Origin of the sequence: Rhizobium mongolense subsp. loessense, assembly GCF_900099775.1 — a bacterium.
Classification (GTDB): domain Bacteria; phylum Pseudomonadota; class Alphaproteobacteria; order Rhizobiales; family Rhizobiaceae; genus Rhizobium; species Rhizobium loessense.
In genome coordinates, this window is the sequence record NZ_FMTM01000003.1 from 462,266 (window position 1) to 479,973 (window position 17,708).

Here is a 17,708-nt window from a genome sequence, read left to right on the forward strand (position 1 = left end):
TGAAAGGCTGCACATGAAAGCCAGAATGCTTTCATACAGCGGCACCAGCCCATTCAAGGTGCCGGTGCTTCGACCTGGGGCGGGGGTCGTGTAGAGCCGGTCGTTGCCTGATCAGGACCGGGTGAAATGGCAATGCTGCCAATGATGATGACAACGGCGATCGCTCCGCCGATCCCGAAGGTCCAGATCAGCCAGCTCCGGCGCTCCTCCGCCAGCAGGCGCGTTTCTTCTTCGGCGGGCGACGGCGGGACGGGCACACCGCGTTCCTTGCGTTCATCAGTCATGAAAACTCCCTCTTTTATCTGGAACAAGCGCCTCTCCGGATTGTTCCGTTGCCGAAGGAGCTAGAGACTGTCCCGGCTTTCGAATAGCAGCGAGCGAGGGCCGGACTATGGCCACCGCGGGCCTATTCGGCAGGATGTTCCACGCCGTCGAAGCTGGCTTGGGCGAGCTCCGCCGTTGCAGAGACGGGGGCCTGATTGTCCACCGAGACTACGGCGGCCGGAAGCGGCGTGCCGCGCGTGCGTTCGCGGGCGAGCGTGAGCAGGCCCGAGCAGATGATCAAAACGATGCCGGCGGCCATCGGGAGATCGATGGTATCATCAAAGATGAGATAGCCGAAGACGATTGCCCAGATCATCTGGCTGTACTGAGGTGGGGCGACCAGGTTTGCGGGGGCGAAGCGGGCCGCCGTCATGAGAAGCACGTTGCCGATCGCCCCAAGAATGCCATAGCTCGCCATGAAGAGCCACTCGCGTGGCGTTGGAACGGCAATATCCGAGAGCATCAGAAGGCCGCTGACGATCAGCGTTCCGACAAGCCCGGCGCCATAGAGCGAAATGCGCTTTTCGGCAGGCCCCATTGCCCGGAGGATGACGATCGAAATGGCTGCGCTCAAGCCGCCGATTGCGGCCGCCAGATGGCCCGCCGACAATTCACGAAAGCCGGGCCTTAACACGATCAGCACGCCGAGGAAACCGACGGCGACGGCCGTCCAGCGCTGCCAGCGCACGTCCTCCTTAAGAAAGACGACCGAGAGAATCGTCACGAAGGAGGGCAGCAGGAAGAGGAGAGAAAAGGCCTCCGCCATCGGCAGCTTCGTGAAGGAGATGATCGAGGCGATCGCGCCGATCGCTCCGCAAACGAAGCGGAGGGCCCACAGTATGCGGTTTGATGTCTGGACGATATCGAGCCACGAATCATCGTGCGCTTTGATCACCGGCAAAACGACCAGGCCGAAGATCGAGCCGATGAAGGCCACCTGGTAAGACGGGATGGCACCGTGAAGGATCTTGATAGAGGCATCGCTGAAAGCGAAGACTGCATAGGCAGCGAACGCGACAAGGACACCGCGGAGCGGTGAATGGGTGCGGGACATGTTCTCGAATCGAACTTGAGGAGGTTGTCTCCCAAATACGAAAAAAACCTTGCGGAGAGCAGGTGCGGTTGCGAATAGCTGCCATGCGTACGGGCACTGTTCTTTCCGTCTACGTCAATTCGCTGCGGAGCTCTGCTCCGTATTCACGGTAGATGCTCAGGCAATCCGTGTAGCTCAGCGAACCGTGCTCACCGTAGATGATATGCACGTTCGACGCATCGGTTGCCGCTTGTTCGGAGACGAAGAGGATCGCCTCGCCAAGCGACTTGCCGGTGATGGGTAGGTCAGTTCCGTCTTCCTGTGTCATTCCCTTGACGATGGCTGCAATCTTGCGATGGCTGAAAACGGCGCGGCGGTCTTCCGGCGTCATCGAAATATCCTCGGTTGAATTCCGGCGCGGCGAAATCTGCCACCCCGGTCATCATCAAACGTTTGTGAAGCCAATTTGTGCCGTTGATGCGTCAAGGATCGGGTAGGAAACCGGAAATTGTAAGCGGCATGGACCGTTTTGACTTTTCCCGGCCGCGCAAGGAGCGTATTCAGGGTGCCGAATTCCTGCCTCCCGGTTCCCACCGGCGTTACGCACGTCTCCCCGCAATGCGCAATGGCATATCGATGACAACAGTACAGACGAGTGAAAAAACGGACGAAGCGCCGAGCGCAGGGCAGGCGAAGATCGTGGCGCTGGTCGTCGCCGTATCGTTCTTCATGCAAATCCTCGACGGCACGATCGTCGCGACCTCGCTGCCGCAGATGGCGGCGAGCTTCGGCGTGCAGCCGGTCTCGATGAGCATCGGCATCACCGTCTATATGCTGACGATGTCGGCTTTCATCCCGCTTTCCGGCTGGCTTGGCGACCGTTTCGGTGCGCGGCGGATATTCCTGGCGTCGATTGGAGTCTTCACCGGAGCCTCGCTCTTCTGCGGCCTTTCCGGCAGTCTTACGGAATTCATCGTCGCGCGTGCGATCCAGGGTGCCGGAAGTGCGCTGATGACGCCGGTCGGGCGCATCATCGTTCTAAAGAGTGCGCCGAAGTCTGAATTGGTGAATGCGATCGCGCTCATCACCTGGCCGGCGCTGACGGCGCCTGTCATCGGACCGGTGCTCGGCGGCTTCATCACAACCTATGCAAGCTGGCACTGGAACTTCCTGATCAATATTCCAATCGGCCTTCTCGGCATGGCGCTCGTGCTGCGGTTCGTGCCGGAGCGGCGCGAAGAGAACCCGGGCCGTCTCGATGTGCTGGGCTTCATTCTGAGCGGTGCCGGAATGACATTCGTGCTAGCCGCGCTCGAACTCTCCGTAAAGCGGGAAGGCAGCCTGCTTCTGGTCCTTGCCATGCTTGCTACCGGCATCGTGCTTTCCTTCATGGCTGCGCGGCATTTCCTGAAGGTCGAAAATCCGCTCCTCGACCTCTCTGCGTTCAAGATCCAGACCTTTTCGATTTCGACGCTCTCTGCGGGCACGGCATGCCGGGTAGCAATCAACGCCACGCCCTTCCTGCTGCCGCTGTTGTTTCAGCTCGGTTTCGGTTTGAACTCGATTGCCGCGGGCACATACCTGCTGGTTTATTTTCTCGGCAATCTCGGCATGAAAGCAGTGACGACGCCGCTGCTTGCGCAGTTCGGATTCCGCAATGTTCTTTGCGTCAATGGGCTGATTGCGGCTTTATGCATCATTGCCTGCGGCTTTTTCGCGCCGGACACCCCGCTGGCGGTGATCTACGCGATACTGCTTGCGGCCGGTCTTTCACGCTCGATGGAATTCACCGCGCTGAACACGCTTGCCTTCGCCGATATCAGCCCGGCACAGCGCAGCTCTGCCTCGACATTATCGAGCATGCTCCAGCAGGCCGCCATGCTGCTCGGCGTCGCTGTTGCAGCGGCCCTGCTTAATATCTCGACCGCGCTCCGCGCGGCGCCAGAGCCTGCGCTTGTCGATTTCCGCTGGGCCTTTTTGGCGGTCGGCCTTGTGGGGATCGTGTCGTCCTTACGCTTTTTCAGTTTACCTGTAGATGCAGGCGCGGAAGTCTCCAAGCACAAGCGCTTTCAAGAAAAGTGAAGGCGATGGAACCATTTCGCTCCGGCTGCGTTTAGTTTCGGGTTTGCGCATCTTTCTGCGTTCGCAGTATCTTTTTATCCCGCGGAGTCTTCAGCGGGCGGGGTCATATTGTCGGCATGTTTTCAAATGCGAACTTCCTTCGATTGAAGGTCTGTAGGGGGGCAGAGGCTTTGCCGCTGTTTACGCGCAATGGCCGATACAATAAGACATTCGAATGCAGGCGACCCGGCCGCTGGGCAGTTGCGTTGCTGCTTGGCAAAGTCCGGAGGCCCAATGCTTGAATCCGCTGATGATGCGGATCTCGAAATCCGCATCCTTTGCATGAATGACGAAGAGACGCTCGCGCTTAGGCTGAAGGAGAACCTCGCCCGCCATGGTTTCGCGGTGGAATGGGCGCGAGACGGCGCGGCTGGATTGAAGCGGGTTGCCGAAGGCGGCATCGATGCTGTCGTGATCGACCATCTCCTGCAATCGGAAACCGGACTCGATGTCCTGCCGCAATTGATGGCGCTGCCGGATCATCCGCCGGTGATCTATGCGACTGCTTCCGACGACACTGGCATTGCCGTTGCGGCATTGAAGGCGGGCGCCGACGACTACGTTCTCAAAGGTAGTTCCCCCGACTATTTCGATCTGCTTGCGGCGACGCTGGAGCAAGCGCTGGAACGTGCGAGCTTCCGGCGCGAGACGGCTGATGCACAAGAAGTGATTTGCCAGCAAAGGGACCGCGCCGAGATGCTGCTTGCCGAAGTCAATCATCGTATCGCAAACAGCCTCGGCCTTGTCGGAGCGCTGATTCGCATGCAGTCGTCGATGACGACGGACCAGGTGGCGATCGACGCGCTGCACGAAACGCAGATGCGCATCAACGCCATCGCGAGCGTCCACCGCCGCCTCTACAACAGCCGCCAGATCGGCACCGTGCAGCTTGACGAATATGTCGAGAACCTTTTGAGCGAACTCGAGGCTTCCATTCGCGACGACAAGCGGCCGCACCGGATCGTTCTGACCGCCCAACCGATGGATGTTCCGACGGACAAGGTCGTCACGCTTGGCCTCATCGTCAGCGAACTCGTCACCAACGCTTTCAAATACGCCTATAACGAAGGTGTTGAAGGTGAGATCAGGGTCATCGTCGAGCAAGCGGGCGAGCAGTTGCGTCTCGTCGTGGAGGACGATGGCGCCGGTTTCGACCATTCCCGCCCCGCAAAGGGCACGGGTCTCGGCACGAAGATATTGACCGCGATGGCGGCAAGCCTCAAATCGGAGCTGACCTACGACCCGGCCCATCGCGGCACCCGGGCCGTACTGGTCTTTTCCATCGACTGACTGGCGCAGGAGGGGAGCGCGGTGGCCGAGATTTGCACGCCGGAGGAGGTGTATTCCTTCTGGTTCGAGGAATGCAGCCGCGAGCAGTGGTTCGAAAGGACGCTCTCACTCGATGAGGAAATTCGGCACCGTTTCGGGGATACGCACCTGGCACTGGCGGGCGGCGTGATCGGTGCCTGGCATGCGAGCCCGCAGAACCGGCTCGCCGCGGTCATCGTGCTCGATCAGTTTCCGCGGAATATCTATCGGAACACGCCGCTTGCGTTTGCGACGGACGGATTGGCGCTTCGCGAGGCGAAACTGGCGCTCGAAGCCGGTGCCGATCAGATCGTCGAAAAAGAATGCAGGACATTCTTTTACCTGCCTTTCGAGCATGCCGAGGACATGGCCGAGCAGGAGCGGTCGGTGATGCTGTTTCAGGCTCTTGGCGATGCGGAATATCTCGATTATGCCATTCGCCATCGCGACGTGATCGCTGCCTACGGCCGGTTTCCGCACCGCAACGCCATCATCGGACGAGTTTCGACGGCGGCCGAACTGGACTATCTTGCCAGGCCCGGCGCCGGTTTCTGAGCGGCGAAAACAACTTCCGCCTTTCTGTCGCCTTTCTTTGCTATAAGAAGCAGGCCTCACTGATGAAGACAATTCTTGCGGGGACATTTTGCGGCTGACAATCATTCTGCTCCGGACGTTTCTTTGCTTGATGCTTGCAGTATCGGCTGCCGGCCTGCCTGGCAGCTTTGCGGCTGCGCAGGAGCCGCCGCAACCGCAGGCGCAGTCGGAGGCACCGGCTCCCCTTGCCGATGCGGGGCTCGATCAAGCAGTCAAGGAGATTGAAAAGGCCAAGGCAAAGCTCGCGTCCCTGCAGGACGGCGTCAAGCAGAGCGCCGACAATGACGACGCCCTCGTCAGCCTGTCCACGCAGGTGGATGAACTGGGACGCCACATTCTCACGACCTCCGTCAATCTCCGCCCGCGTTTCGATCAGATCAAGAGTCGTCTCACCGAACTCGGCGATCCGCCGAAGGAGGGACAGCCGCCGGAAGCGCAGATCGTTACCGACGAGCGAAACGCGCTGACGGCAGAGCGCGCGCAGATCAATGCCGTGACCGGCGATGCCGAAAACCTCTCGCTTGCCATCAACAAGCTGATGAACGAAGTGGTTGAAACGCGCCGGCGGCTTTTTGCTGCAACTTTGCTGAGGCGCACCGAGGTTTCGGTTTCGGTGCTCGACGATGCGGCCAAGGCCTTTGTCGAGGAGGTTGGCGAGTTCCGGCAGGCACTTTCAAGCTGGCTGAGTTTCGTGTGGAAGTTCAAGCGATTCGCGATGTTCGCCGCGATCTTCATGTCGCTCGCGACAGGCCTGGTCATGCTTTCAGGCGGCTATCGTATGTTCGGCCGCTACCTGACGCGGGACGATGGCGTCGAGAATCCCTCCTATATCAGCCGGCTCTCGATTGCTTTTTGGTCGACCCTGATACGTACCTTCGCGCTTGCCGCAGTGCTGGTGACCTCATATATCTTCCTCAACGGTTTCAACGTATTGAGGCCCGATATTGCGCCTGTTGTCGCCGCTCTTTTCGCTGCGATCGGGCTAATCTATTTCGTCGGCCGCTTCAGCAATGCCGTCTTTGCTCCCCGGGAGCCGCAGTGGCGCCTCGTGCGCCTTTCCAACCGCGGCGCGCAATCGATCGGCGCCTGCCTGCTGGCGATGGCGATCGTCAATGCGCTCGACTACCTGTTCGGCAGCGTCAGCGAAGCGATGGGCTCACCGCTAGTTCTGACCGTCGTCAGAAGCCTGATTGCGGCGCTGATTATAGGTCTCATCCTGATCGCGGCCTCCTTCGGGCGTCCGATGCTGGCGCACGACGGCGATCCCGATGCACCAGGCCGCCACTGGCCGCGCGGAATGGCGATCATACTTCGCCTGCTCGGCCTAGGTCTCATCGTGACCGCGCTTACCGGCTATGTCGGCCTTGCCCGCTTCGTCGCCACGCAGTTCATCATCACCGGCGCGATCATCGTGACCACCTATATCGGCCTGCTCTCGGGCAAGGCGATTTCCAAGCAGGAGAGCTTCGGCGACACCTTCATCGGCCGCTTCCTGAAGAGTCGCTTCAATATGGGGCCGGTGGCGATCGATCAGGTCGGCCTTGGCGTGGGACTTGCGATCTATGCCGTTGCGCTCATGACCGGCATTCCGCTGATCCTACTGCTCTGGGGCTTCCATATCCAAGATCTTCAGCTGATCGCCTACCGTCTTTTCACAGAGGTCCGCCTCGGCGGGATCAGCATTTCGCTGCTCGGCATCTTTACCGGTATTCTGCTTTTCGCCGGCGGTTATTTCTTGACCCGCTGGGTTCAGCGATGGCTCGATAGCAACGTCATGGCGCGAAGCCATGTCGATCTCGGCGTGCGCAATTCCGTCAAGACCGGCATCGGCTATCTTGGCGTCGCCGTTGCAGCGATCATCGGCGTTTCGGCGGCAGGTATCGACCTTTCGAATCTGGCACTTGTTGCTTCGGCGCTTTCGGTTGGTATCGGTTTCGGCCTGCAGAACATTGTCTCGAATTTCGTTTCGGGCCTGATCCTACTTGTGGAACGGCCCTTCAAGGTTGGTGACCATGTCGTCTCGGGCACAGCAGAAGGCATCGTGACCCGCATTTCCGTGCGTGCGACGGAGATCGAGACTTTCCGCAAGCAGTCGATCATCGTGCCGAACTCTGAACTCATCAATGCTGCGGTCGGAAACTGGACACACCGCAACAAGGTCGGCCGCTCGGAGATCCCCATTTCCGTCAGCTACGACACCGATCCGCAGAAGGTCATGGATATCCTTCTCGAGCTGGTCAACGAGGCCCCATTCGTGCTGCGCAATCCGGAGCCGCATGTCGAGTTCCTGCGTTTCGGCGCCTATTCGCTGGACTTCGAGTTGCGCTTCATGTTGGCAGACATGGGCGAGGGCATGAACGTCAGGAACAACCTGCGTATCGCCATCCTCAAACGCTTCAAGGAAGAAGGGATCGAAATCCCGCTGCCGCAGAGCGATGTCATTTTTCACCGCGACCACGTGCCTGCTCCTGCGCTGGAACCTTCCTCGACACCAGCAGACGATCAGCCGGTCGACGATACGGGCGACATGGACAGTGGAGCCGTGCGCCAGCTGCGCAGCAAAGCGGCCGACGGCAATCGCAAAGGCTAAGGATTTTATTCAGGGATCGTTCAGAGGCTTTCGCTTATAAAGCCTGGGCAATCGGGATTTCGCTGCTGGGGCAGCAGCGCCGAGACGCTCCAGGGGAGGGCGCATCGCTGCGCCGCGCTGAATGGCAAGGTTTGCCACGGTCATGTTTCTTTCGCTTCTTATCGCCGGGGGCGCTGAAGCGGCGACAATCACCAACACTGATCCGGCACCGGTCGTCGTTGTCGTCACCGAAGGCGGCAACCGCGTCGAGGTCGTCGTCGATGCCGGCGCATCAGAGACGCTCTGCGCCGCAGGCTGCTTCATGACGACGCCGGACGGCGACCGAATCGGCCTCGGCGGCGGCGAAACCATCGAGATCGTCAAAGGCTCGGCGATCATCAAGTAAACGTTCGCCGCACAGCCCTTCGCGCATAGTCTCTTAAGCATAAGTCGAGAAATAGACGCCGGTCTTGCGGACTGCCTTGGCTTCGCGCTACGTCGATTAACAAATACTCAAACGAAATGATGTATCGGTTCGGCCGGAGACAGAATTTCCATCAAAAGGTTTGCTATGTCATTTTTAGGCATTTCGGGAATGCAGTATTCCGGAGAGATGTTTGCTGGTGCGCGTATTATTCTCGCTGAAGATTCCAATGTCTTTACGTCGATGATCAGCAAACGGCTCAAAGAGCTTTTCGATATCGATGTCGAGATCTGCCGCAATTTCGAGGAGTTGCAGCTTGCTTACGACAAGTCATCCGAGCCGATCATGCTCGCGATCTCCAACATCAACCTTCCCGGCGCTGAGAAAGGCGAGGCGCTGGAATATCTAGTCGATCTCAGCATTCCGACCATCGTCTTTACCGGGACCTTCAACGAAGGCCTGCGTGACGAATTGATGTCGAAGGATATCGTCGACTACATCCTCAAGGACAACATCTTCGCGGTCGATCTGCTCGCAGAAGCGATCTGCCGCTTCCTGACCAACAAGCGCCATCACGTGCTGATCGTCGACGACAGCGCCACAGCGCGCGCGCTGCTCTCCAGCCGCCTGAGGCGCTATAACTTCCGCGTCAGCGTCGCCGAGAGTGGCGCCAAGGCACTCGAGATCCTGAAGGCCAATCGCGACATTGGCCTCATGGTCACCGACTACAACATGCCCGATATCGACGGCTTCGAGCTTACGCGTCGCATCCGCGCCAATATCGGCTCGCATCAACTGCGCATCATCGGCGTCTCATCTTCCTCCAACCGGCTGCTTTCGGCGCGCTTTCTCAAGGCGGGTGGCAACGATTTCATGCTGCGCCCGTTCATCGACGAGGAGTTCTATTGCCGCGTCAACCAGAACCTCGACACGCTGCTGCAGATCCAGACGATGAAAAAGGAGAGGGCCGTTGCCTGATTCGAGGATCGAACGCGGTATCAGGAGGGGCCCCGGATGAATAAGGAGACCCCTGCCGTTGTTAAAATATCTCCAACGTTTGCAATTACAGGTTACTTTGTAGCCGTTCTACCCCTTCAACCCTTTCGGCCTCTCGGCTATCGTCCCTGCCGCCGCAATGAAGGCCGAATCGGGTTTTCATTGCACTTGGGAGAGTAAGCGGCATGGCATTTCAGGCGGATTTCAGTCGGGAGGGCTCAGGCCCACGCTTCGGAACCCAGAAGTTACTTCTGGTTGAAGATTCTCGGATGTTTTCCGCCGTGCTCTGCCATCGGTTTCAGGCTGAACTCGGCCTCAATGTCAGAGCCTGTTCTTCGCTGAGGGCGCTGCAAGAGGCTCTGGCGCAGGACGGTCAGGGCTTCACGATGGCCGTCGTCGATCTGAACCTGCCGGATTCGCCCTATGGCGAGGCGCTTGATTGCACGATCGAGCACAACGTACCGACGATCGTTTTTACCGCGACCTTCGATACCGCGACGCGCAACCGGATACTGGAACGCAACGTCATCGATTACGTCCTCAAGGACAATGAATTCGCGCTCGACAATCTGGTCGCGACCGTGCGCCGCGCAATGCTGAACCGCAAGACGCGCGTCCTCGTTGTCGATGACGTTCCGTCTGCTCGCCAAGTTCTCGTCGATCTCTTGAAGGCGCAGCAGTACATGGTCGTCGAGGCAACATCGGGGCTCGAAGCTCTGGCCGCGCTTGAGGCCTATAGCGACATTGAACTCGTGGTGACCGACCATCACATGCCGGACATGACGGGCTATCAGCTGACGCGGCGCATCCGTCATCGCTTCGGTTCCGACAGGATGCGGGTCATTGGCATCTCCTCGTCCAACGACCGGATGCTGTCGGCAAGCTTCCTGAAGGCCGGCGCCAGCGACTTCGTTTACAGGCCCTTCGTGGCCGAGGAGCTTCAGTGCCGCATTGCCAACAATGTCGAGACGCTGACGCAGATGACGCAATTGCGATCCGCCGCCGCGTGCGATTATCTGACCGGCCTTTATAACCGCCGCTATTTCTACGATTACGGGCCGAAGGTCGTGAACGAGTGCCTGAGGCAGAAATCGCCGAGTTCAGTCGCTATCCTCGACATCGATCATTTTAAACGGCTCAACGACACCTATGGCCACGAGATCGGCGACGAGGTGCTGAAGGCGGTTGCAAGCCGGCTTGCTGCAATCTTCGAAGGCAGCGACAATCTGCTCTCGCGCCTCGGCGGCGAGGAGTTCGCGATCCTCTTCCCGATGGTGGATTCGGCTGCAGCAACGAAGCTCTGCGACGAAATCCGCTCGGATATTTCACGGCTGAAGGTGGCTGCCGACGACGAGGAGCTGTCGGTCACCATCTCGATCGGCGTTGCGGAAATCTCGGGCTACGAAACCTTCGAGAATTACCTCAACGCCGCTGACCAGTTTCTCTACATGGCCAAACACAAGGGCCGCAACCAGGTCTATTCCGACGCCAGGATGACGGAGGAAGCGGCGCAGTAGTGCGCCGCCATCGTTTGTTATGCTGCGATCGCTTGGCGAGCCGTTGCCATCGTCAGCTTCCGCTCCGCGCGCTCCTGCTGCGGTGAACGGTTGTAAAGTTCGCGATAACACTTCGAGAAATGCGATGCGGAGACGAAGCCGCAAGCGACGGCGACTTCGACGACCGGCATCGAAGACTGCACCAGCAGGTGGCGGGCGCGATCGAGCCGGATCTCCAGATAGTAGCGGGCGGGAGACCGACCCATTTCCTGCCGGAAAAGCCGCTCGATCTGACGGCGGGACAGGCCGGCGCCATCGGCGATCTCAAGCAACGACAGGGGTTCGGCGAGATTGCCTTCCATAAGTTCGATGATAGACAGAACCTTGGAATTCTGGACGCCGAGGCGGGCGCGCAGCGGCAGGCGCTGACGGTCGTGCGGACTGCGGACGCGATCGGTCAGATGCTGCTCGCAGACACGGTTGACGAGCGCTTCGCCGAAATCCTGGCCGATGAGATTCAGCATCATGTCGAGCGAAGCGGTGCCGCCGGCGCAGGTGTAGAGATTGCTGTCCACTTCGTAGAGGTCGGCATAGACCTCCGCCTGCGGAAAGGCTTCGGAGAAGCCCGGCAGGTTTTCCCAGTGGATCGCGCAGCGCTTGCCGTTCAAGAGCCCGGCCTGAGCAAGCACGTGCGCGCCCGTACAGAGACTGCCGACGGCCACGCCGCGATTGTAGGATTCGCGAAGCCAGGCATTGACGGACTTGTTGTTGAAATCCTCGACATCGATGCCCGAACAGACCAGCACCATGTTCGGGCGGTTTTCACCGCCGAGATGCCGGCGCTCTTCGGCAAGCGACGAATTTGCCTCGACGCCGATGCCGCAGGAGGAATAGACCTTGTTGCCGTCGACCGAGGTCAGCCGCCAGGTATAAGCCTGATAGCCGAGCATGCGGTTGGCGATGCGCAGCGTGTCGATCGCCGCCGAAAAGGGCAGCATGGTGAACTGGGGAACCATAAAGAAGACGAGAGAACGCTTCTTGGTCAGCATCTTGTTCATGAGAAAAATCCATGCTCGAGGGGCGATTGCCTATTCGTTGCGTGGAATGCGTCGTTCCGATGTCTCGAAAGCGACATTCGCATGGAAAAATGCGGCCGTGAAGAGCTATTTTGCGACATTGGCGAATTTGATCGTCGTCAAATGACGAAGATAGTCGGCAAAAGTCGCCGCGTCGGCCTGTCTGAAAATATATGCCTCTAGAATTCAAGATTAAATCTGCGGCGCGCTGAAACGATGAAGGCGGCGCTGCCGGTGGGCTGGCGCCGCCTTCAAGCGGGGAGGTATGTCGCATTCATTACATAACCTTGCGTTCATCCGCGTCGTCTGCAGACGGCCAACCAATATCCTTGCGAATGTCGAAAGGCATGGATTCGATTTCCCGCGCGTTCTGCCACTGGTGCCAGGAATGTGCGAGCCTGCGGGCGAGGCTTGCTACATCAAAGTGCGCGTCGGAGGATGAGCTCTTGCCATCCCTGTAACCGATCGTAGTCATCATCGTTTCCTTTCTCATGGGGTTTGCGCTTGGTGCCTAATATGCTCCCTCGCCATTCATCAAACAAACGAATAGATTTTATGGATACGATCAGATTTGTTGAACCTATCGGGGCTGTTCCCGTTTGCCGACGCAGCCACTGATGTGTCGGCACCAATCAATCGGTACTCTGCATCCGCATTTGATGCGGTCGACCTCGGAGCGGCGTTTCGGCAGCTCGTTCTCGTTCATCGTTCCCGAAGGCTTCGACGTGGCCGGGGGCGATTCGAGACCGCGACCTCGCGGCGAGCGCCAGCCTGTGGCACCTGGGCCGCCTGGCGACGAACCCCATGCTCTACCTGAACAGGGCGCGCCCCGACGTCTGGGCCAGCATGACGATGTTCAACACCGCGCTAGAGGGCACGAACCGGACCGAAATCTACGACTGCGGCTGCGACGAGCCGACTGGAACATCGACTGGGCTGGCGCGACGCTCAGGCCTGGCCGCTGGCGGGTGGTTGTGCGACTAACGGCCGCTGTTGCACGAGGCGCGCGGACAGCTTGAAGACGACGATCTCTTTATGCCACGTTTGAAATCGATCTGGTTTGGGTTCGCCATCGTCGGCGGGCGACCCCGAAAAGCCACGCTACCGATTACCGACATGGGCGAGGGCGGACCTCAACGGCGCGTCTGAGACGTGGATAACCCCGATGTACGGGTGCGCCATGTCGACCACAAGAAAAACTGCCGCGGCCACCGACAACGAGCATACCAGGATCACGCCTACCACGGTGGGATTTGCGGGGGCCTGAAGTCCAAACGTCGCGAACAGCCATGCGAGCCAGAACACCAGGATTACGAGAAACGCGGTCGGCAGTCCCTCGGCGTCGGTCTCGACCGCCATCCAGTGCGCTTCTGCAAGATTGCCACTCACCTCGAGGGCGCGCGTCTGGATCATGCGATGAGCGTCGTCCTTTGGAACCAGCGCGCGAAGTTCGGCCTGAATGGGCTCGATGGTCTGCGACACGTCGTAGGGATCGACGACGGGCTCGTCCGGGTTTGCATCGCCCCACCCATGCCTCAGTCTGGCCTCGATGAGATCGCGTAGTCGGGCGCGAGCCATCGCGGTCTCGGTTCCGTACTGGGCCATGACGCGGTCAAGCAGTAACACTTGCGCGACCGAGCTTCGAAGTTCGGCGTCCGTGGTGTCGTAGTCGTTCTTCGCCGACGCGATGAGAAGACCGAGGGCGAGCGCCGACAGCGTTCCGACGATAGCCGTCGCCAGCCGAATCACGTCCTTGGAGTCGGAATCGAGATGATGACTCGGTATGCGTTCGCGAAGAAACATAGCAAGCAGCGCCGCCCCGACAAGGCACACGAACACGGTCCCGCCGATTAAAATCGAGCCCATCTCGACATCTCCGCAGTTGATTTTATCCAGAAGCGGTCACTAGGAAAGCCATTGCGTTCGTCCTCAGGCTTTGGTCGCCTCCGCTCTGGTCGTTGGCTTCAGCAGGATGATGAGAAGCAAGCCGGCGACTATAAGTGCCGCGCCTTCGAGATGATAGCGTTGCAACTGTTCGCCGAGGAACAGGTAGGCGAGCACGGCGATAAAGATCGTCTGGATGTAAAGCAGCACGCCCGCCCGCGCCGCCCCCAGGGCCTCGATGCTGCGATTGAAGAGATAATACATAACCGCGCCGCCCGGGATCGCGACATAGCCGAGCGCGATAAGGCCGCTAGTATTCAGCGTCGAGCGCTCGTCGGAGACAAGCTCAAACAAGTAGAAAGGCAGGGCCGTCAGCACCGCCGCACCGAGAAGGAGTACCAGGAGCGCGAGGCGATTCACATCGAATTTCGCTCGGCGGAGCAGGACGGTATAGAGGCTGAAACAGAACGCGCCAACGACGATCCACAGCTCTCCGGGATTGAGGTCGAGACGTAAGAGCGCAGCCGGGCTGCCCTTGACGATGATGACCACGATCCCGAGAAAGGCGAGGATCGATCCGATCACCTGCCAGCGTCCCATCGGCTCAGCCAGAACGAGACGGGCAAGAATCATGGTGATGATCGGGATCAGGGCGATGATGATGCCGGCGGTAGTGGCATCGGCATGTTCGAGGCCGACAAAAATCAGTCCCTGGCAGATCGCAAGTCCCATACCGCCGATGGCGAGCAACTCGAGGCCGCGAGCCCGCACGAGCGCGACCATGGCGCCGAAATGCTGGTACACGATCGGCATCAGGATCGCCCAGGCGATCAGCACGCGCCAGAAGCAAAGCGCCCAGGGCGGCATTTCCGAAGAGACCCATTTCGCGGCGATATAGACGCCGGCCGACAGCAGCCAGCAGAAAACCCCCACGGAATAGGCGGCTGCAAGCGAACCGCCCGCCGCCTTTTCCGTCCCGACCGTGTCGCGATGGACCGCCAAGACATGTTTCGCCATGGCCAAGTTATGCCACAGTTCCCGTGCGCTGCACAGATGAAGGCGGCGGCACTCCGCCTATTGCGCGAGGACGACCTCCAGCGTCGGCGGGCCGGCTACGATAAAACGCTGCATTTCGCGATGACTAGCCGCTGGCTGCTTGGGACCGATCGCCGACGAGCCTTAGCCGCTTTTGCGGCGCTTTGAGGAATGCGATCAGGAGGTTGAATTCCGCGATGGTCAATTTCACTCATATTGAGCGATGAGCAAAAGACGCATTCGAGGAGAAAACCTCGATCATTCTCTTTAAGAGCACTTATCGTAGATGGTCATTCAGCGAGCTGACACAAGAACCAAACGCCTGCTGCCAAGCGTTCAGCGGCGCCCCATCAGACGTGACCGGATCGCATTCGAGATGGCATCGAAGGCAAACACGACAATCAGAATCAGGAGCACCATGTAGCCGACGTTCTCCCAGTCCTGGTTGGTGCGCATCGCCTCCCAGAGTTTGAGGCCGATTCCTCCCGCGCCGACGGCGCCGATGATCGTCGCGGAGCGCGTGTTGGACTCCCAGAAGTAGAGGGCCTGGGACGCGAAGACAGGAAGCACCTGCGGCAGGACACCGAACCGCTGCACCGCAATCGGCGACGCTCCGACGGAGCGGACGCCTTCGCGCTGCTTCTCGTCGATGTTCTCAAGCGATTCCGAATACAGTTTGCCCAGCGTCCCGGTGTCCGTGAAGAAGATCGCCGAGATGCCGGCCAAAGGCCCAGGCCCGAAGCCGCGTGTGAAGAAAAGCGCCCAGATCAGCATGTCGACGGATCGAAGGAAATCGAAGAACCGTTTCGTCACCTGGTTCGCAGGGCGGTTGCGCGTGATGTTGCGTGCCGCCACGAATGCCAGGGGGAAAGCGACGAGCGAGGCGAACAGCGTGCCGACGAACGCCATCACGATGGTCTGCAGGAGCTTGGTCCAGACGTCGAGGTGCTGCCATTCGCTGTTGTAGAGGATGTTGTCCCAGGCGAGAGCGAGGTTGCTTCGCTCCGGGTCGATGCGTGGACCGCTGAGGATGAGGCTCGCAATCTCGGAATATGACTTCCCGAAGAAGGGAGACCGCGTGTCGAACAGGAAATTCGCCCACCCGAGAAACCGCTTGTGGACCTTGACGTCGTTGGTCGTGACTTCCGCCCAGCCGGCGAATCCGAAGCTGGCGATGATCTTCTCGCCCGGCCGCCTCTGCGACGCCCAGTCCGGAAGGGGAGCGTCAACGCGGATGTCGGGTCTGCCCATCGGCACGACGACCGTTTCTTCGCCTCTCGTCAACACCGCCTTATTGGCAGTCATTTCGATTGAGGAACTGCTGCTCATGGCGATCTGCGCCCGTGTGACAACCTCCTCGGTGACGGTTGCCGGAGCGGTCGCCGCCGGGGCCTGCGCGGACGAGCCGGACCCATTAGATGTGGACGATCCCATAGCCGCACCGGGAGCCATCAGTGATATGCTGCTTTTCGGCTTCGTCTGCAGCTCGGACGGGCTGGCCGTCGGTGTGGCCCTACCGGTCTGATGGGTGACGACGGATTTTTCGGTCTGCACCCACTCGGGGCTTGGATGTTCGCCGAGCGGATCGAACCGCGAATAGGAAATCTTCATGGTCCCGTCGGCTGCCATGTCGATCTCGGGACGGACCTCGAAGGAGATCCAGTCGGCAAGATAGGTGCCGGCGATCGAGTAGTCGGCCTGGGAGAAAACCTTTGCGAACGCAAAGAACCAGAACGAGAACGCCACATAGCCGGCAGCGAGAATGACGAGAAGAGGTGCGCGGTAGCGGCGCAGCGAGGTCGTGTCGACGAGCTGAGGGTGGCGCGCGGCGATGTCGGCCTTTTGGACGGGCGAAAGCGTGTTCATCGATGCAACCTCATGCGACGGCGCGGAACGACTGCTCGCCGACCAGCTTTCTGCGCAGCCATGCGGAGAACTGGTCGACGGCAATGATGGTGCAGAAAAGGAGGAATACGATTGCAAGAGTCTTTGCCGGATGACCCTGTCCGATCGAAAGCCTGAGAAGTTCGCCGATGCCGCCGCCGCCGACCGCACCGATGATCGTGGACGCCCGCACGTTGATCTCGAGCCTCAGGAGGAAATAGCTCACGAAGTTGGGCATGACCTGCGGCACCATTCCGAACCAGACCCGTTCGAGCCAGGTCGCGCCGACGGCCCGCAGGCCTTCGTCAGGGCGCATGTCGGCATTCTCCACCACCTCGAAGAACATCTTTCCCAGCGCTCCGGTGGTGTGGACGGATAGTGCGATGATCGCCGGGACCGGTCCGAGCGAGAGGATCGCGAGGCAAAATCCCGCGATGACGACCTCGGGAAACGCTCGCAGGATCTCCATGAAACGGCGCACCGCCCCCCGGACATAGGTATTCGGCATCATGTTCCTCGCCGCGAAGAAGCAGAGTGCAAATCCCAGGCAGAAGCCGACGCCCGTGGAGAAGATGGCGATGTTCACCGTCTCGACGATCTTTTCGACATATTGCGGAACGTAGAGGGTTTGCGTGACGTAGAACCGGCCCTCGGGGTAGTCGTACTTCTGGCTGCCGTCGTAATAGGGGGAGGGGAGATCGAACAGGGCGCGCACCGGCTCCCACGCGTCGCGGGGGACGAGGTCGCCGACGAAGTCGGCAAGGTAGGGTAGGCGGTCCCAGAACTTGCCCGCGTTGGTCTCGTTGGCGAACCACAGTGAGCCGGCCGTGAAGGTAGCGACGAGAACGAGGGCAAGGAACGTCTGGCCGCGGCGCCGGGAGGCAAGCTCGTGCCAATGCCGTTCGATCAAGCTTGTGGTTTCACTCGGGGGGTGGCGCAGCGCAGTGTCGCTCATCTTCAGCCT

The 17,708-nt window shown here is 59.7% G+C and carries 16 protein-coding genes; 7 read left to right on the forward strand and 9 right to left on the reverse strand.

Annotation, left to right across the window (positions count from 1 at the left end; genetic code table 11):
• Positions 1-53 precede the first annotated feature (53 nt).
• From BLP23_RS13495 to BLP23_RS13505, 3 genes are all read right to left on the reverse strand, one after another.
• On the reverse strand, positions 54-284 hold the full coding sequence (locus tag BLP23_RS13495) for a hypothetical protein (protein WP_139187059.1): 231 nt from the start codon (positions 282-284) through the stop codon (positions 54-56).
• A 122-nt stretch (positions 285-406) separates the two neighbouring features.
• Positions 407-1,378: a DMT family transporter gene (locus BLP23_RS13500; protein WP_092585333.1), complete on the reverse strand. Its 972-nt coding sequence runs from the start codon at positions 1,376-1,378 to the stop codon at positions 407-409.
• Between the two features lie 109 nt (positions 1,379-1,487).
• Positions 1,488-1,748, reverse strand: coding sequence for a hypothetical protein (locus BLP23_RS13505; protein WP_022714920.1), 261 nt, complete (start codon positions 1,746-1,748; stop codon positions 1,488-1,490).
• Positions 1,749-1,993: 245 nt separating this feature from the next.
• Here BLP23_RS13505 and BLP23_RS13510 point away from each other — a divergent pair, with 245 nt between their 5' ends.
• From BLP23_RS13510 to BLP23_RS13540, 7 genes are all read left to right on the forward strand, one after another.
• Positions 1,994-3,439, forward strand: coding sequence for an MFS transporter (locus BLP23_RS13510; RefSeq protein ID WP_092585580.1), 1,446 nt, complete (start codon positions 1,994-1,996; stop codon positions 3,437-3,439).
• Between the two features lie 273 nt (positions 3,440-3,712).
• Complete coding sequence (locus tag BLP23_RS13515) at positions 3,713-4,768, forward strand: sensor histidine kinase (RefSeq protein ID WP_092585334.1); 1,056 nt, start codon at positions 3,713-3,715, stop codon at positions 4,766-4,768.
• Between the two features lie 21 nt (positions 4,769-4,789).
• Complete coding sequence (locus BLP23_RS13520; RefSeq protein WP_092585335.1) at positions 4,790-5,341, forward strand: DUF924 family protein; 552 nt, start codon at positions 4,790-4,792, stop codon at positions 5,339-5,341.
• 88 nt (positions 5,342-5,429) lie between these two features.
• Positions 5,430-7,970 (forward strand): mechanosensitive ion channel family protein, encoded by a 2,541-nt coding sequence (locus tag BLP23_RS13525; RefSeq protein ID WP_092585336.1) that lies wholly within the window; start codon positions 5,430-5,432, stop codon positions 7,968-7,970.
• Between the two features lie 121 nt (positions 7,971-8,091).
• Positions 8,092-8,355 (forward strand): hypothetical protein, encoded by a 264-nt coding sequence (locus BLP23_RS13530; RefSeq protein ID WP_022714925.1) that lies wholly within the window; start codon positions 8,092-8,094, stop codon positions 8,353-8,355.
• Positions 8,356-8,520: 165 nt separating this feature from the next.
• Positions 8,521-9,351 carry a response regulator gene (locus BLP23_RS13535; RefSeq protein ID WP_092585337.1) on the forward strand — a complete coding sequence of 277 codons (831 nt, stop codon included), beginning with the start codon at positions 8,521-8,523 and terminating at the stop codon, positions 9,349-9,351.
• A gap of 203 nt (positions 9,352-9,554) precedes the next feature.
• Positions 9,555-10,886, forward strand: coding sequence for a diguanylate cyclase (locus BLP23_RS13540; protein ID WP_092585338.1), 1,332 nt, complete (start codon positions 9,555-9,557; stop codon positions 10,884-10,886).
• 17 nt (positions 10,887-10,903) lie between these two features.
• Here the strand turns inward: BLP23_RS13540 and BLP23_RS35280 are convergent, their stop codons facing one another.
• The 6 genes from BLP23_RS35280 to phnE (BLP23_RS13575) all read right to left on the reverse strand — a co-directional run bounded on the left by BLP23_RS35280 (position 10,904) and on the right by phnE (BLP23_RS13575) (position 17,699).
• Complete coding sequence (locus BLP23_RS35280; RefSeq protein ID WP_039845252.1) at positions 10,904-11,923, reverse strand: GlxA family transcriptional regulator; 1,020 nt, start codon at positions 11,921-11,923, stop codon at positions 10,904-10,906.
• A 295-nt stretch (positions 11,924-12,218) separates the two neighbouring features.
• On the reverse strand, positions 12,219-12,416 hold the full coding sequence (locus BLP23_RS13550) for a hypothetical protein (RefSeq protein WP_028739595.1): 198 nt from the start codon (positions 12,414-12,416) through the stop codon (positions 12,219-12,221).
• Between the two features lie 626 nt (positions 12,417-13,042).
• The gene (locus BLP23_RS13560) at positions 13,043-13,807 is read right to left on the reverse strand and encodes a bestrophin-like domain (protein WP_092585340.1); all 765 of its coding nucleotides are present in this window, start codon (positions 13,805-13,807) and stop codon (positions 13,043-13,045) included.
• A 63-nt stretch (positions 13,808-13,870) separates the two neighbouring features.
• Complete coding sequence (locus tag BLP23_RS13565; protein WP_092585341.1) at positions 13,871-14,842, reverse strand: DMT family transporter; 972 nt, start codon at positions 14,840-14,842, stop codon at positions 13,871-13,873.
• 354 nt (positions 14,843-15,196) lie between these two features.
• Positions 15,197-16,726 (reverse strand): phosphonate ABC transporter, permease protein PhnE, encoded by a 1,530-nt coding sequence (gene phnE / locus BLP23_RS13570; RefSeq protein WP_092585342.1) that lies wholly within the window; start codon positions 16,724-16,726, stop codon positions 15,197-15,199.
• Positions 16,727-16,736: 10 nt separating this feature from the next.
• Entirely contained in the window at positions 16,737-17,699 is a 963-nt protein-coding gene (gene phnE, locus BLP23_RS13575) for a phosphonate ABC transporter, permease protein PhnE (RefSeq protein WP_092585343.1), read from the reverse strand.
• Positions 17,700-17,708: the final 9 nt, after the last annotated feature.